A 15,728-nucleotide genomic window follows, 5' to 3' on the forward strand; every position below is an offset into this window, starting at 1 on the left:
GTGTATCCCTACCTTCAGCCAGGCTGAAACAGTACCTTCATGAATGATCTTGATAGTGACCATGAAGCATAGACGCTAGAAATGTTTAGTCTACTGAATGATCATGAGACATATTCATTTAGCTAGTCGCAAGGTAAGTCTATGTCCAGCCACTTCCCTCGTTTTCGTGCCGACTCTGTAGGCAGCCTGTTACGCAGCCCGATTCTGAAGGAGGCCCGTCGCCGCTATCAGACCGGAGAAATGGAGCGAGACGTACTGCGTGCGGTTGAGAATGATGAGATCCGCAAGATTGTTGCCAAACAGGAAGCAATTGGCCTTCCCGCCGTAACGGACGGAGAATTCCGCCGCGCCTGGTGGCATTTCGACTTTCTTGAGCAACTTGGCGGCGTAGAAGGCTACGAGGCAGACCAGGGTATTCAGTTCCAAGGTCAACAAACCAAATCCCGAGGAATCAAGGTCACGGGTAAATTAGACTTCACCCAACATCCGATGCTAGAGGACTTCAAGTTTCTGGCCAGCGCTACTACTCGCAGTGTGGCCAAGATGACTATTCCAAGCCCTAGCGTGCTGCACTTCCGGGGCGGACGGAAGAACATCAGTGAAAGCGTCTATCCGGATATGGAAGAGTTTTTTGCTGACCTTGCCAGCACCTACAAGAAAGCCGTGAATGCTTTTTACGAGGCGGGATGCCGTTATCTCCAACTCGATGACACCGTCTGGGCTTACCTCTGCTCAGAAAAGGAAAAGGCCGCCGCCCGCGAGCGCGGTGATGATCCGGAACGTCTGGCCGAGATCTATTCAAGCGTGCTCAATCAGGCGCTGGCTGGTCGCCCGGATGACTTGCGCATCGGCCTGCATGTCTGCCGGGGCAACTTCCGCTCGACCTGGATCAGCGAAGGTGGCTACGAGCCGGTGGCGGAAGTGCTGTTTGGCAACACGGATATCGATGCTTTCTTCCTGGAATACGATACCGAGCGTGCCGGTGGTTTCGAACCCCTGCGCTACCTGCCCAAGGGCAAGCGTCAGGCTGTATTGGGACTGGTCACGACAAAAAGCGGCGAACTGGAAAGTCCGGATGCTCTCAAACGCCGTATCGAGGAAGCCTCGCGGTATGCCAACCTGGACCAGCTCTGCCTGAGTCCGCAGTGCGGATTTGCCTCGACAGAGGAAGGCAACCTGCTCTCGGAAGAGGAACAGTGGGCCAAGCTGCAACGCGTAGTAGACGTAGCCCGTGAGGTCTGGGGAGAGGCCTGATCAGTGCATGACTGGCTGACTGAAAGGGGCGCTTTAGAGCGTAAACCCGCCCTTTTCCGCTACATTTCGATCAAGATAAAAAGGTGCAGACTACCGTTCCGTAATAAAGTTTCTGTAATAAATTCATACATTTGCCTTTTGTGGAAGTTATCGCACCCTTAAGCAGATTCCACTTGCCAAGCGAAGCGGTAATCACGAGGATCGGCGCCATCATCCTCACAGTGAGTTTTGATTATGAAGTACTCCTCGATCCTTCTGTTGTCCCTGAGCCTGGTAGGTACTAGCGCGATGGCGGGCGACGATATGCAGGCCGGTATCGGTGGTGCGCTAGGCGGGGTGTTAGGCTCGGTTGTAGGAAATGCCGTAGGCGGAAGCACAGGCTCCACGATCGGTGCAGGTCTGGGTGGTGCTGCGGGCGGTGCGGTAGGCGCCAAGCGTGGCGATAAAACAGAAGCAGCCATTGGCGGCGGTCTTGGCGCCGCGGGTGGCAACGTATTGGGCAAGGCCGTAGGCGGCAGCACAGGCGCTATGGTAGGTGCCGCCCTGGGCGGCGGCGGCGGTGCAGCCCTCGGCAGCAGCATGGGCGATTCGGGCGACCGTCACCACAGTGGCCGTCGCTACGATGACCGCCGTTATGCCCATGACAACGGCTGGCACCGTGGTCACCACAAGAAACACTGGAAGCGCCACGGTCGTTGGGACGATTGATCCCTACCCTAGCGCTAAAAGAAAGGGCCACGTCTGTGGCCCTTTTTCATTTGCCGCCACTATTTCTCTTTGCTCAGGTCCACCAGCGGTGTTTCACGTACATCGGTCTGGCGGCCTTGCTGGATCGTATCGACACGCTTGAGTGCCTCGTTTACCGCACCCGCATCACTGAGCAGGCTGTAGGTGATCTCAAAGTCACGAGTCTCTTTTGGCCCGATCCTGGGTACTAGCTTCAAGTCACGCTGGAAGCGTCGGTTATAGGAAAAACTGGTGCCTGGCTCCAGACCGGTCACATAACCCTGCCCCTGGGTGTCCGTGTTTTTCCACAGGGAAAAGGCAGGTAACTGGTTAACGTTGAAGGCGAGGCTGACGCCCTGCTTGCCGGCTTTATCATGTAATACCGCCAAGCTGTTGCCCTGGGCATCTCCATAAGGAAACAGGTTGTACACCATCTCGTCGAAGCCTTTGGTAGGGCCCCGGTAGGTTTGCCAATCTTTCAGGTCACGCTTGGCGTACTCGTTGAATGGCGAGACCTCACGCACTGGCGCGGCGAACTTGGCACCCTCCTCCAGCAGTGGCGTACCGAAATTGCTATGGTAGAGGGCTTGGTATTCCTTCTCGTAGTCGCCCTGGTTGGTCAGACGATCATGAAGGGTGAACTGGGTAGCGCCCGGTTGCGTGGTCAGCTGAGTATCGACCAGAAAATCCACCTTCTTAAATGCCTGCTCGCGCAGCTCGCCTTTCAGGTGAATGGCATATGGCGGCTTTTCATCGATGGTCAGCACGACCTTGGACGCTGGAATATTGGCCGCACGACCATGCAGGGTTAGCAGCTCTCCATTATCCATGCCCGGATGGCCAACCCACTCGTAGCCACAACGGGTTACCATCTCGTTGAAACCTTCCAGCCAGCCCAGCCCACCGCGGCCATTGAGCTCGATAAAGGCTGGGTTGACGACCTCATGCACAGGCGAGTCCCACCCCAGGCGTACCGTACCGGCGGTGGCATAAAGCACGTTCATGCCGCGGTTCGGCACAACGGTCATTTTCATCGCGCCGGTATCGATTTCGATCAGGCTTACCCCTTCCTGACGACCACCATGCAACGTCTTGAGAGTGACTGAAAAAGGCTTGTCCGTTTTGACGCCAAGCTGCTCGCTGGTGATGCTCCAGTTTTCAGCAGGCTTGTTCGAGTCGATCAGCGTGTAATCCCAGGCAAACACTGGAGAGGCAGCTGCCAGCAATCCGAAGCTGGCAAGCAGAGCAGATGCGTTCATGTCCGATTTCCTTTTTGTTTGTTGTTATACCTCGCTGCCCTTTGGCTGAAACGATTTAGCAGCGTGAAAAAAGTGTAGAACAACCCTGCACGTTTGCATGTGCCGGATTTCGGATTTACGAGGTTGGAGACAGGAAACGAGAGGTAGGTCAAGGTGCCTGCCCGGCACCCTGACTTGAGGGCTCTTACTCTTCGAGGCGCTCGACCTTGCCGACGACGAGCCCGTAACTCAGCGCGCCGACCAATGCCGTGATGCCGATATAGGTGATAGCCGGGGCAAAGTTGTTGCCATCCACCAGTAGGCCAACCACGATCGGCACACTGATGGATGCCAGGTTGCCGATGAAGTTGAACATGCCTCCCGTTAACCCCAGCAGGCGTGCAGGTGCCAGGGCCGACACCATTGACCAAGTGATCGAGGCCAGACCGTTACCAAAGAAGGCGATTGCCATACAGGCAATGATCAGCGCCGGCGTATCAACAAAGTTCGCGCCGATGATGCAGGTGGAAATCAAGAGGCCGCTGATGATGGGCAGCTTGCGTGCCATGCCCAGCGAAACACCACGGCGCACCAGCCAGTCGGATAGCAGACCCGAGCAAATAACGCCCAGAAACGCCGCCAGGAACGGCACCGAAGCCAGAAAGCCCGCCTTGATAAAATCCATGCCCCGGTATTTAACGAGGTAGGTCGGGAACCAGGTCAGGAAGAACCACAGCGTAGAGTTCAGGCAGAACTGACCAATGTAGATGCCCCACAGCTTGCGCTTGTTGAGCACGGCCCACAGATCCGCCCAGCGAAACGCAGCGCGGGACTGATTCTTTTTCTCCAGATCTACAAGGCCGCCGCCCTGCTCGATCAGCGCCACTTCGGCATCATTGGCACCTTTGAAGTCTTTTGGCTCACGGTAGCTCAGATACCAGATCGCCGCCCAGACGATACCGATCCCGCCTGTTACCACAAAGACCATGTGCCAGCCGAACGTCTGTTGCAGGTAGATGAGTACTGGGGTCAGGAACGCCAGCCCGACGAACTGTCCGGACGTATAAAACCCGATGGCGGTGGCGCGCTCCCCTTCCGGGAACCACGTCGTTACCACCCGGTTGTTGATGGGATACGCCGGCGCTTCCAGCGCACCGACTGCAAGACGCAGGATTACCAGGCCGATAAAACTGCCGACAAAGCCTAGGCCGATGGTTGCCAGGGACCAGAGCGCAATGGCAATCGGGTACAGCACTCGCGGAGACACCTTGTCCACCAGCCAGCCGCCCGGGATCTGCATGGCAGCATAGGTCCAGCCGAACGCCGACAAGATCAGCCCCATGTGCACGGGATCGATGTTCAAGTCCTGAGCCAGGTGGGGGGCGGCGATGGAAAGATTACTGCGGTCCAGGTAGTTGATCACTACCGTGACGAACAGCAAGACCATGATGAAGTAGCGCGAGCGTGACGCAGGCTGGGCTTGCACCTGGGCCTGGGTCTGGCTGTACGCCGTGCGGGTTGAAGAATGTTGCATCACCGTTACACCTGTCTTGGACTTGTTATACACAACGGGGATGACTCACCGGCGATAGCCGCCGGTGGTCTCCTGCAAACGTTACTGCCCGATATCGCGCAGTGGTTTGCCGCTCATGAGGTTACGTTCGATCTGCTCAAGCGTTGCACCCTTGGTTTCCGGAACCAGCCAGAACACCAACAGGATGAAGAAGGCGTTCAGTGCGCCATACAGCCAGAAGGTTGCAGCGTTGCCGATGACGTTGAGCAATGTCAGGAAGGTAGCGCCGACGATCATGTTGGCGATCCAGTTGGTGAACGTGGAGCAGCCGATACCGAAATCGCGGCCCTTGAGTGGCTGCACTTCGGAGCACAGTGTCCAGATCAGCGGACCGGCCGACATGGCAAAACCCACGATAAAGATCAGCAGCATGGCAACGGTGAAGATCTGCTGGCCGTGACTCAGCGTGCCCATGTTCATCATGGTGCCCACAATGCCCATACCGACCGCCATGACGATGAAACCGGTATAGAGAATCGGCTTGCGGCCCCAACGGTCCACTAGGAAGATAGCAATGAAAGTTGCCAGTACGTTGGTCAGGCCCACCGCAGCGGTAAACCACATCTGCGCATGCGTGTCGTAACCCATGCCTTCGAAAATACGCGGCGCGTAGTACATCACTACGTTCATGCCGGTGAACTGCTGGACGATCTGCAGGAGTACGCCCAAACCAACGGAGCGGCGGAAGTTGGCGTTTTCCTTGAACAGCTGCCAGCCACGCTGCGGGATGCGCAGCTGCTCTTCGATATCACGCACTTCCTGCTGGATCACCTCTTCATTGCCGCGCAGCTTGTGCAGGACGTCCAGTGCCTCTTTCTTGCGGCCCTTCATGATCAGCCAGCGCGGGCTATCGGGCAGTGCCAGAACGCCCAGCAGGAACAGCACACCGGGGATAGCAATGATACCCAGCATCCAGCGCCAGGCACCGCTGTAGCTGAAGGCAGTATCCGACAGGAACGCAGCCAGGATACCGACCGTGATCATCAGCTGATACAACGAGATCATTGAGCCGCGGATCTGCTCAGGCGCCACTTCAGCCAGGTACAGCGGAGCAGTAAAGGAGGCGATGCCGATAGCCAAGCCCAGAATGAAGCGGCCGGCGATCAGTGAGTTCGGCGACCAGGCGAAACCGCACAGTACCGATCCCAACACGAACAGAATGGCACCCAGGATCAGCGAACGCTTGCGACCCAGGGCAGCGGACATCCAGCCGGCACCGAGTGCACCCAGGGCAGCGCCAAGCATCATGCTGCTGACGATCCACTCGATCACGCGGTCGGAAACTTGAAATTCTTGCTGAATGAATTGCGTGGCGCCTGAAATCACGCCAATGTCCAGGCCAAACATCAGCCCGGCCAAAGCCGCCAGAATACAGGTGAACACCGCGGTTCCCTTGGTCTTCTCGGCGGTATGAGTACTACTCGTCATAAACTGGACTCCTGCCTTTTGGGCGTTGTTTTTGTAATGCCGGTCCCTCAGCAAATGCAGGCATGTGAATTTGCTATCAACCTGGCTTTCCAGTGACTCGTCAGGCTCTGCTCAGGTTCGTTACAAGATGTGAAAAATGCCGAGCCAGACGCATTTCTTGCGTCCGGCTCGTCTTCACGACCTGAAGGCCAGGGCTTACCACTCGGCGAAGCTGCCGTCCTTGTGGCGCCAGATCGGATTACGCCAGCGGTGGCCGATGGCGGCACGCTCGATCACGTACTCTTCATTGACTTCGATACCCAGCCCCGGGCCTTGCGGGATCTTCACGTGGCCATCGCCATAGTCGAAGACTTCCGGGTTCTTGATGTAGTCGAGCAGGTCATTGCCCTGGTTATAGTGAATGCCCAGGCTCTGCTCCTGGATAAAGGCGTTGTAGCAGTTGGCGTCCAGTTGCAGGTTGACCGCCAGGGCAATCGGGCCGAGCGGGCAATGCAGCGCGATGGCGACATCGTAGGCCTCGGCCATGTTGGCGATCTTCCGCGTTTCGGTGATGCCACCGGCATGGGACGGGTCAGGCTGAAGGATATCCACATAGCCGTCCTGCAGGATGCGTTTGAAGTCCCAACGGGAGTACAGACGCTCACCCAGCGCAATCGGCGTATTGCTCATCAAAGCGATTTCCTTGAGCGCCTCATAGTTCTCGCTGAGCACCGGCTCCTCGATAAACATTAGACGGTAGGGCTCAAGCTCCTTGATGAGGACCTTGGCCATCGGCTTGTGAACACGACCGTGGAAGTCTACACCGATGCCAAAATGCGGACCGCAGGCGTCACGGATGGCCGCCACGTTGGCAATGACCTGATCAACCTTGTCGAAGGTATCGACGAACTGCATCTCTTCCGAGGCATTCATCTTGATAGCAGTAAAGCCCTTTTCCTTGCGCTCCAGGGCATGGGCCGCTGTCTCGGCTGGACGGTCGCCGCCGATCCAGGAGTAGACGCGGATGCTTTCGCGAACCTGGCCGCCCAGCAGATCATGCACTGGTACACCCAAGGCCTTGCCTTTGATGTCCCAGAGGGCCTGATCGATGCCAGCCAGGGCGCTCATATGGATACCGCCGCCCCGGTAGAAACCACCGCGATAGAGTACGGTCCAGTGATCCTCGATATTGCGCGGGTCCTTGCCGATCAGGTAGTCGGCCAGCTCTTCCACAGCCGCCGCCACACTATGGGCGCGGCCTTCAAGGACTGGCTCGCCCCAGCCGGTGATGCCTTCATCGGTTTCAATCTTCAGAAAGCACCAGCGCGGAGGAACGATATAGGTAGTCAGTTTGGTGATTTTCATTGTTATGCCTCGATGCGTTCAGGGCCGGCGGACCGACCCAGGTCAAATCCGATGGTTACTGGCCAGTCAGCGCTTTCCAGCCATTGGCAAACGCGTGCGCGCTGCGGCTGACGTCGTCAGGAGTCATGCCCGGCTTGTAAATGGCCGACCCCAGGCCAAAGCCATTGGCGCCCGCCTTGACGTATACGTCCATGTTGTCGGGCGTAATCCCACCGACCGGTAGCAGGGCCGTTTCCTTCGGGAAAACCGCACGCCATGCCTTGACCACTGCCGGACCTAGCTGCTCAGCCGGGAACAGCTTGAGCGAGTCGGCTCCCGCCTCCAGTGCAGCAAAGCCTTCGGATGGCGTTGCCACGCCCGGTGCACTGATCAGCCCGGCTGCCTTGGTCGCACGGATCACCGCCAGGTTGGAGTTAGGCGACACGATCAGCTTACCGCCAGCAAAGGCTACGTCCGCCACCTGGCGCTCGGTCAGTACGGTTCCGGCACCAATCAGGCAGTCGCTGCCCAGTTCGGCCGAGAGCAGACGGATGCTTTCCAGAGGCTCAGGCGAATTCAATGGAATCTCGATCAGACGAAAGCCGGCCTCGTACAGGGCCTTGCCGACCGGCACGATCTCCGCAGGCGTAATGCCGCGCAGGATGGCAATCAAGGGCAGTTGTTTCATGCAGGCGTCAAACATGGCGGGTATCCTCCCAAGAAGGGGTTGCGGCAGTTACCAGACCGGCTGCACAGGCGATGCGCCACAAGCCGGTACGGGTTGCCTGCTCAAGCAGACGTACATCGGTAATTTCGAAAAAGGCCAGGGCGTCCTGATAACGGCGACACAGCGCCGGATCGCCAATCAATACCAGCGGTGGGCAGACGGCGCCCTTCAGGCTGGCCACAACACTGCGCAGCTCTTCACCGATCAGCAGGCCCGAGAGGTAGTCCAGGCTGTGGCGCGCGGGCAGATCACCGGCCAGGAATAGGCTGCGGGTGGTGAACAGACGGCCAATAACGCCTTCCGCCCCGCTCTCACGGGCATTGGTGAGGCCACGCATAAAGGCGTCGTTGGACGGCTCGCTGCCCTCTTCCCGCGCAGGACGACCCAGAATCGAATGTTCACGCAGGACGGCAAACAGCTCGCCGGTCATATAGGTGGAAAAGTGATCGAGCCGGCTACTGCGGATCGTTGCCCACTTGCTGTGCGTGCCGGGCAGCACCAGCAAGGCATGATCGGCCAATGCAGGCTCCAGTTCGAGCGCTCCGAAGATCTGAGTCTCCTCGCCTCTCAATACGTTTGGCAGTGCGCCGCGCTGCATCACGCCAGGGATCAGGCTCAGCTCACCGCAACCGCTGTCGAACGTCAGCAGGCCTTTTGCCAAGCTATCCACATCGGCTGGGCAGTCCACATAAGGAACCTCACGCCAGCCCTGCCGGCTGCCGATCATGCCGGCGGCAATGGCGGGTACGGATGGCCATTGTGCGCGCCAATCACCGACCAGCTCACGAAAGGCCTTGGCGAAATCACCTTCAGGCGTATGCAGAATGCCCCAGGGCTGCGAGCGGGTATCCACTATCTGGCCGTTATCTCCCAGCAGATACGCGCGTAGTGATGAGGTGCCCCAATCGAGGCCGATCAGACGTGGCGTTGCCGTTTCATTCATGACTGACTCCACCCGAGGTTGTCCATCCAAGGTCAAAGGAAATGGCCCGTGCGCAAGCGATGACATCCGGGCAAAGATCCCGCAGGCGTGCTTCAGGCATATAGGGAATCGCGCTGGCGACACTCAAGGCCGCCACGATGGCGCCGCTGGCATCGCGAATAGGCGCGGCCACGCAGCGAATACCCAGCTCGTTTTCTTCCAGATCAAAAGTGTAGCCATCCGCGGCATAGGCCTGCTGCTGGGCCAGATAGTCCGGCCAGGGCGTAAAGTCCTCGCGCAGGCCCGGTTGCCCGGCGCGCCGTCTGAGGCCTTCCTCGTAGAGCAGGTGCCATTCGGATTCGGGCAGATCAAGCATGAGGGCCTTGCCTACCCCGGTCAGGGCCAACGGCATGCGCAGCCCGACGCGCGACCGCATTTCAAGGCCGCGGGCTCCGGGAAGCTTGTCCAGGTAGAGCACATCGCCGCCCTCCCGCACGCCCAGATGAACGGTGTCCTGGGTCAACGCCGCGAGCCGCTGCAGGTGGGGCCGCGCCAGCTTGGTCAGCGGCAGCTGGTCACGGGCCTTGAAGCCCAGTTCGATAAGCTTGGCTCCCAGTTGATACTGACCGGCAACGCTACGCAGATAGCCAGCCTGCACCAGTGCATTGACCAACCGATGGGTGGTGCTGCGCGTACAGCCGATCACCTCGCCGATGGCAGCCAGCGTACGGGCGCCCTGAGCGATGGCATCGATAACGGCCAGGCCTCGAAACAGTGCCTGAGCGCCAGCAGGCGCGTTGTTGTTTTGATCAGACATGGCGCTCACTCTATTCCTTTAAAACTGCAATCTCAATATGTGAATACTAATCCCATATTATGGGATAAAGAAGTGTTCGACGACTTGTCACATGACTGCAACAATTTGGTTATCTAATGCGCGAGCATCGTGCAGAACAGTGAGGAGAACCATGGCGGGCAAGTCGATTCTTATCGTCGATGACGAGGCGCCCATTCGCGAGATGATCGCGGTTGCGCTCGAAATGGCGGGTTATGAATGCCTGGAAGCAGATAATGCGCAGCAGGCTCATGCCCTAATCGTCGACCGCAAGCCCGATCTGGTCCTGCTCGACTGGATGCTGCCGGGTACGTCCGGCCTTGAGCTGGCGCGCCGCCTGAAGCGTGACGAGCTGACGGATGCGATCCCGATCATCATGCTCACCGCCAAGGACGACGAGGACAATAAGGTCCAGGGTCTGGAAGTAGGAGCCGATGACTACATCACCAAGCCCTTCTCGCCTCGCGAGCTGGTCGCCCGGTTGAAAGCGGTACTGCGCCGTACAGGCACATACGACAGCGAAACGCCGATTGAAGTGAATGGCCTGATTCTCGATCCCATCAGCCACCGCGTGACCATTGATGGCTCACCGGCTGAAATGGGACCGACCGAATACCGTCTGCTGCAGTTCTTCATGACGCACCAGGAACGTGCCTACACCCGTGGTCAGCTGCTGGATCAAGTATGGGGCGGCAACGTCTATGTCGAGGAACGTACGGTAGACGTGCACATTCGCCGTCTGCGTAAGGCCTTGGGTGAAACCTACGAAAATCTTGTGCAGACCGTACGCGGAACGGGCTATCGTTTCTCGACCAAACTTTAAAAACGGGATGTGCTGCCTTGAACATGGATTGGCGTTCACTGCTGGCCCGCCATATCTGTCTGCTCCTGGTTATTTGCCTTCCCCTGGGCTGGCTGACAGACGCTTATGGCGCCATGCTGGCTGCCGGCCTGTTCATCTATCTGATATGGATGTCCTACCACATCGTCCGTCTTCAGAAGTGGCTGGCCACGGCCGAAGAAGGGGTGGAACCCCCGGAGGCCAATGGCTTCTGGGGCGAGATCTTTGACAGTCTCTATTATGCCCAGCGCCGCGAACGTGAAAAGCGCCACGCCCTGGAAGCCGTGATCGAACGTGCCCAGGCCTCTACTGCGGCGCTGCGGGATGCCATTATCCTCATCGACCGCAACGGCAACCTGGAATGGTGGAACCGTGCCGCCGAACAGCTCCTGGGGCTGCGTCAGCCGCAGGATTATGGTCAGCCCATCGCCAACCTGGTCCGCCATCCCAAATTTTATGAATACTTCAACAAGGGTGACTATCAGGAGCCGCTGGAACTGGCCTCGCCCGTGAATGCTAATCAGCACCTTCACATCCTGATTACGCGCTTCGGTGAAGGTGATCGTCTCCTGCTCGTCCGGGACGTGAGCCGCCTCCATCAACTGGAACAGATGCGTAAGGATTTCGTTGCGAACGTCTCCCACGAGCTGCGTACGCCTCTGACCGTGATCGCCGGCTATCTGGAGACCTTGGTCGATAACGCCGCCGAAGATACCAATCCGCGCTGGCTGCGGGCCCTTGGCCAGATGCAGCAACAGGCCAGCCGCATGCAGCACCTGATTGATGACCTGCTGCTATTGGCCAAACTGGAAGCGACCGACTACCCTGCCGAAAACAAACCCGTCGCCGTAACGCCACTTCTGCAAATCATCCAGCAGGATGCACGTGCGCTCTCAGGCCAGCGCGGCCACAAGATCACCCTGGATGCCGACGCGAGTCTGGCCCTGAAAGGCAGCGAAGCCGAGCTGCGCAGTGCCTTTTCGAATCTCGTTTTCAACGCTGTGAAGTACACGCCGGACGGTGGTCAGATCAGGATTCGCTGGTGGCAGGACGCCCATGGGGCCCAGATGTCGGTTTCCGATAGCGGGCCGGGCATCGAAGCGCGTCACCTACCCCGCCTGACAGAGCGCTTTTATCGGGTGGATGCCAGCAGAGCCTCCAGCACCGGCGGTACGGGCCTGGGGCTGGCCATCGTGAAACATGTCCTGATTCGCCATCATGGACACCTTGAAATCGAGAGCACTCCCGGCAAGGGCAGTGTTTTCACCTGTGTTTTCGAACCCTCCCAGACGGCCTCCATGACGGCCTCTGCAATAGCCGTACACCAACACTGATGAGCGAGACTTGAAAGTCGCTCGTCAGACCCCCATGCTAGGGCCAACTTTTATCACTTTGAACCCCTAATGGACCCTTCCCCTAGTTTCGATACCTCAGTACTTTTCGCTGACTTCGGTCTTGTTCTTTTTGCGCTGCTGCTGGTGCTGCTCAACGGCTTTTTCGTAGCCGCCGAGTTCGCCATGGTCAAGCTGCGCGCCACACGTGTAGAAGGTCTGGCTGAAAGCCATGGCTGGCGCGGCCGTATCCTGCGTACCGTGCATAGCCAGCTCGATGCCTATCTGTCCGCCTGCCAGTTGGGTATTACCCTGGCCTCCCTGGGTCTGGGCTGGGTGGGCGAGCCTGCCTTTGCCGAGCTGCTGGAGCCTCTGCTCCGCATGGCTGGAGTAGATACGCCCGAGCTTGTACATGGCATCGCGTTCTTTACAGCCTTCTTTATCATCTCCTATCTACACATCGTGGTCGGCGAGCTGGCGCCCAAGTCCTGGGCTATCCGCAAGCCGGATCTGCTATCGCTATGGACAGCCGTCCCGCTATACCTGTTCTACTGGCTGATGTATCCCGCCATCTGGCTGCTCAATGCCAGCGCAAACGCCATTCTGCGTATCGCCGGTCAGGGCTCGTCCAATGGCGATCACGAGCACCATTACAGCCGTGATGAGCTCAAGCTGATTCTGCACTCCAGCCGCGCGCTGGATCCTACTGACCAAGGCATGCGTGTGCTGGCGTCGGCGGTCGAGCTGGAAGAGCTGGAAGTGGTGGACTGGGCGAACTCACGTGAGGACCTCATCTACCTGGACCACACGGCCTCGCTGGAAGAGATCCTGACCATCATCCGTCGTCACAAGTACAGCCGCTACCCGGTTTACAACGAGGAAGAGAACGTATTCATCGGTGTCTTGCATATCAAGGACCTGTTGCTGGCAATCGCCGGACTGGATTCCCAGGCCGAGTCGTTCGAGTTGGACGAGTTGATCCACCCGCTTGAGCGTGTCTCCAAGCACATGCCGCTCAGCCGCCTGCTCGAGCAATTCCGCCAGGGCGGCGCGCATTTCGTGCTGGTCGAAGAGGCTGACCACAAGGTCGTAGGCTTCCTTACCATGGAAGACGTCCTGGAAGTGCTGGTCGGCGATATTCAGGACGAGCACCGCAAAGCCGAGCGTGGCGTGTTGGCCTATCAGCCCGGCAAGCTGCTCGTACGTGGCGATACCCCGCTGTTCAAGATCGAGCGCCTGTTGCACATCGACCTGGATCATGTCGAAGCGGACACCATGGCCGGCCTCGTCTATGACAGCTTGAAGCGCGTACCTGAAGAGGACGAGGTTCTGGAAGCCGAAGGCCTGCGCATCATCATCAAGAAGATGAAAGGTCCGAAGATCATTCTGGCCAAAGTCATCAAGCTGGGCGGCGAAGAAGATGCCCCACGTCATCATTGATCGATGCCCATAAAAAAAGGCCGGCATTGATGCCGGCCTTTTTCTTTTCATGCACGCTTAGACTTCGCCAAAGTAGGCGCGGTTGCGGCCTTCCTGTTTAGCATGGCTCAACGCCTTGAGCGCCGTGTTGATCAGACTCTTGTCACTGTCGTCCAGGGTCGGCACGATACTGGCGATGCCGGCGCTGACGCTGAAGCTGACGGTTGCGCTGCCGTACTCCAGGCGCAGCATGCTTGTTTCGGCGCAGATCCGATTGGCCAGCGCCACTGCATCAGCCTCGCCAGTGGCCGGCAGGACAAGCACGAACGTGTCATCCCGGAAGCGGGCGGCCATGTCGCCTGCGCGCTTGGTGTAGTTCTTCAAGAGACCGGCCAGCGCCCGCAGGCATTCATCGCCGAGCGGGCTGCCAAAGGCATCGTTGATTTCCTTGAAATGGTCAATGTCGATCACGACCAGCGACACAACCACCTGATTGCGCTTGGCACGGTTGACCTCTTCGGTGAAGTGGCGATCGAAGCATGGACGGCTCAAGGCTCCGGTCAGGGTATCGATCGTACTCAGACGAATGACCTCGTCATTGGCTGCCCGTAATGCCTCATTGGCCCGCTCGAGCACATCCACCTGCGCCTCGATATGCTGTTGCAGCTCCTCGTTACGCTTGTGCTGCCGCTCCAGTGTCTGCTGCTGAGCCTGCAAAGCCTGCTTATGCCGCTGCACCTGCTGATTGCTGGCCAAAAGGGCTTCCTTCTGTATATTCAACCGCTCGGCGCCCTCATGGTCATGGCGGATATCCAGCGCAACGGACAGCAGCATGAACTCGAAGGCAAAGCCGATGATTTGCGCATCCAGAATAAACGGTGATAGCGTGATCCAGTCCAGGATGGCCATGAGCATCAATATCGTGCTCACCGCCAGTACGGACCAGGCAATGGCCAGGTACTTGGCCGACGGATTGCCCTTTCGCCACAACGACAGGGTCATAGCGATCCCCAGCAGGCAGCTCACAAGACCTGCCGGCTCGATCATCAGGAAGCGGACCAGCATCGGCTCGATAGCAATCAATGCTGCCGCCAAGGCCCAATAACCGATCAACCCCAGGACGACCAGCCGCCATCCCCGGTAGCGATCCACATTGAGGAAGCGCCGGGCAAACACGATGGCCGTAAGAAAGCTCAGGCAGCCAAAGCCTACATAAGTTCGGATGGAAAACGCAGGCCACTCCGGCCATAGATAGCGCTGGCCGATGCCGGTCAGGCTGAGTTCATAGCCCAGGATGCTGACCAGGTAGAGGCAATACCATAAGTGATTGGGGTCGCGCTGCCGCCAGTACCGGCTGCCGTTATAAACCAGCAGGGCCAGCATGAAGCCAAAGAAGAGCGTCAGCAGGGCGAGCGAAGTCTTCTCCTGCGCCTGGTAATGCTCCGGTGTCATCAGCCACATCGGAACCAGCATCGGCTCATAGGAGCGCAGGCGCAGGTAGACGAACGCCTTGTCACCTGCCGAAAGGGTTAGAGGAAAGACAAACGCCCGCTCCTTGAGGGAGCGTATGCTCATGGGCAAGCTATCCCCAGCGGTTTCGACCGGCCCCCATGACTCGCTGGACTGGGAGCGAACCCGCACATCGACCTGATTGAGAATGGGTGGCTGAATCACCAGGTAGCGCTGCTGAGCTCGATCGGTGGGGTTATGCACTTCGAAGCGTAGCCAGGCACCGATCTGTTGCCGACCCAGATTGACCGTCTCATCCCCTAGTGACTGCCAGCGATCCTCAAGCCCTGCCGCCGCTGCCTGCTCGAAGGTCAGGGTAGCGGAAGCCTGCAGGTAGCTCACCGAGTGCAGCGAGACCTTCTCCTGCGCGTCGTTCAGGATCACCGCCTGGGGCAATGGATCGAACAAGGTCTCAGCCTGCAGCGACGCGCTGAAGAACACGATCCAGAACAGCATTACCCCATACAGACGCATCAGTCATTCCTCGACCAGACCTGAGAATGCTCGGTTCATACGTTAAGAAAGCAAGGCTTTCTATGCAGCATTCCATCACTGCAAACAACCGAAAGCTTGCAATTACTGGGCGTTCCCAACAACCCGCC

Annotated in this window: 13 protein-coding genes; 5 read left to right on the forward strand and 8 right to left on the reverse strand. The window is 58.3% G+C overall.

The features are described from left to right. Positions 1-141: 141 nt before the first annotated feature. Positions 142-1,254 carry a cobalamin-independent methionine synthase II family protein gene (locus AC4LF3_RS19345; protein ID WP_010796245.1) on the forward strand — a complete coding sequence of 371 codons (1,113 nt, stop codon included), beginning with the start codon at positions 142-144 and terminating at the stop codon, positions 1,252-1,254. A gap of 234 nt (positions 1,255-1,488) precedes the next feature. After that, entirely contained in the window at positions 1,489-1,962 is a 474-nt protein-coding gene (locus AC4LF3_RS19350) for a YMGG-like glycine zipper-containing protein (RefSeq protein WP_010796246.1), read from the forward strand. Between the two features lie 59 nt (positions 1,963-2,021). Here AC4LF3_RS19350 and AC4LF3_RS19355 read toward each other — a convergent pair whose 3' ends face one another. The 7 genes from AC4LF3_RS19355 to AC4LF3_RS19385 all read right to left on the reverse strand — a co-directional run bounded on the left by AC4LF3_RS19355 (position 2,022) and on the right by AC4LF3_RS19385 (position 10,008). Further along, positions 2,022-3,239, reverse strand: a complete 1,218-nt coding sequence (locus tag AC4LF3_RS19355) for an aldose 1-epimerase family protein (RefSeq protein ID WP_491836188.1) — start codon at positions 3,237-3,239, stop codon at positions 2,022-2,024. A gap of 184 nt (positions 3,240-3,423) precedes the next feature. Next, positions 3,424-4,752 (reverse strand): MFS transporter, encoded by a 1,329-nt coding sequence (locus tag AC4LF3_RS19360; protein ID WP_491836189.1) that lies wholly within the window; start codon positions 4,750-4,752, stop codon positions 3,424-3,426. Positions 4,753-4,833: 81 nt separating this feature from the next. Continuing rightward, positions 4,834-6,219 (reverse strand): sugar porter family MFS transporter, encoded by a 1,386-nt coding sequence (locus tag AC4LF3_RS19365; RefSeq protein ID WP_122041277.1) that lies wholly within the window; start codon positions 6,217-6,219, stop codon positions 4,834-4,836. A gap of 195 nt (positions 6,220-6,414) precedes the next feature. Continuing rightward, positions 6,415-7,563: a galactonate dehydratase gene (dgoD, locus tag AC4LF3_RS19370; protein WP_010796250.1), complete on the reverse strand. Its 1,149-nt coding sequence runs from the start codon at positions 7,561-7,563 to the stop codon at positions 6,415-6,417. A gap of 55 nt (positions 7,564-7,618) precedes the next feature. Further along, a complete protein-coding gene (locus AC4LF3_RS19375; protein ID WP_434135213.1) occupies positions 7,619-8,245 on the reverse strand; it encodes a 2-dehydro-3-deoxy-6-phosphogalactonate aldolase in 627 nt (208 codons plus the stop codon). Then, a complete protein-coding gene (locus AC4LF3_RS19380) occupies positions 8,238-9,212 on the reverse strand; it encodes a 2-dehydro-3-deoxygalactonokinase (protein WP_491836190.1) in 975 nt (324 codons plus the stop codon). Before AC4LF3_RS19380 ends, AC4LF3_RS19375 begins: the two co-directional genes overlap by 8 nt. Next, complete coding sequence (locus AC4LF3_RS19385; protein ID WP_491836191.1) at positions 9,205-10,008, reverse strand: IclR family transcriptional regulator; 804 nt, start codon at positions 10,006-10,008, stop codon at positions 9,205-9,207. The genes AC4LF3_RS19380 and AC4LF3_RS19385 overlap by 8 nt, the downstream gene beginning before the upstream one ends. 151 nt (positions 10,009-10,159) lie before the next feature. Here AC4LF3_RS19385 and phoB point away from each other — a divergent pair, with 151 nt between their 5' ends. The 3 genes from phoB to AC4LF3_RS19400 all read left to right on the forward strand — a co-directional run bounded on the left by phoB (position 10,160) and on the right by AC4LF3_RS19400 (position 13,638). Continuing rightward, positions 10,160-10,849: a phosphate regulon transcriptional regulator PhoB gene (gene phoB / locus AC4LF3_RS19390; protein ID WP_010796254.1), complete on the forward strand. Its 690-nt coding sequence runs from the start codon at positions 10,160-10,162 to the stop codon at positions 10,847-10,849. Between the two features lie 17 nt (positions 10,850-10,866). Next, positions 10,867-12,201 carry a phosphate regulon sensor histidine kinase PhoR gene (gene phoR, locus AC4LF3_RS19395; RefSeq protein ID WP_409438647.1) on the forward strand — a complete coding sequence of 445 codons (1,335 nt, stop codon included), beginning with the start codon at positions 10,867-10,869 and terminating at the stop codon, positions 12,199-12,201. Between the two features lie 69 nt (positions 12,202-12,270). After that, positions 12,271-13,638: a hemolysin family protein gene (locus AC4LF3_RS19400; RefSeq protein WP_122041271.1), complete on the forward strand. Its 1,368-nt coding sequence runs from the start codon at positions 12,271-12,273 to the stop codon at positions 13,636-13,638. A 57-nt stretch (positions 13,639-13,695) separates the two neighbouring features. Here the strand turns inward: AC4LF3_RS19400 and AC4LF3_RS19405 are convergent, their stop codons facing one another. After that, positions 13,696-15,600 (reverse strand): sensor domain-containing diguanylate cyclase, encoded by a 1,905-nt coding sequence (locus AC4LF3_RS19405; protein WP_491836192.1) that lies wholly within the window; start codon positions 15,598-15,600, stop codon positions 13,696-13,698. Positions 15,601-15,728 lie beyond the last annotated feature (128 nt).

This window comes from Pseudomonas sp. C2.3V (assembly GCF_058536325.1).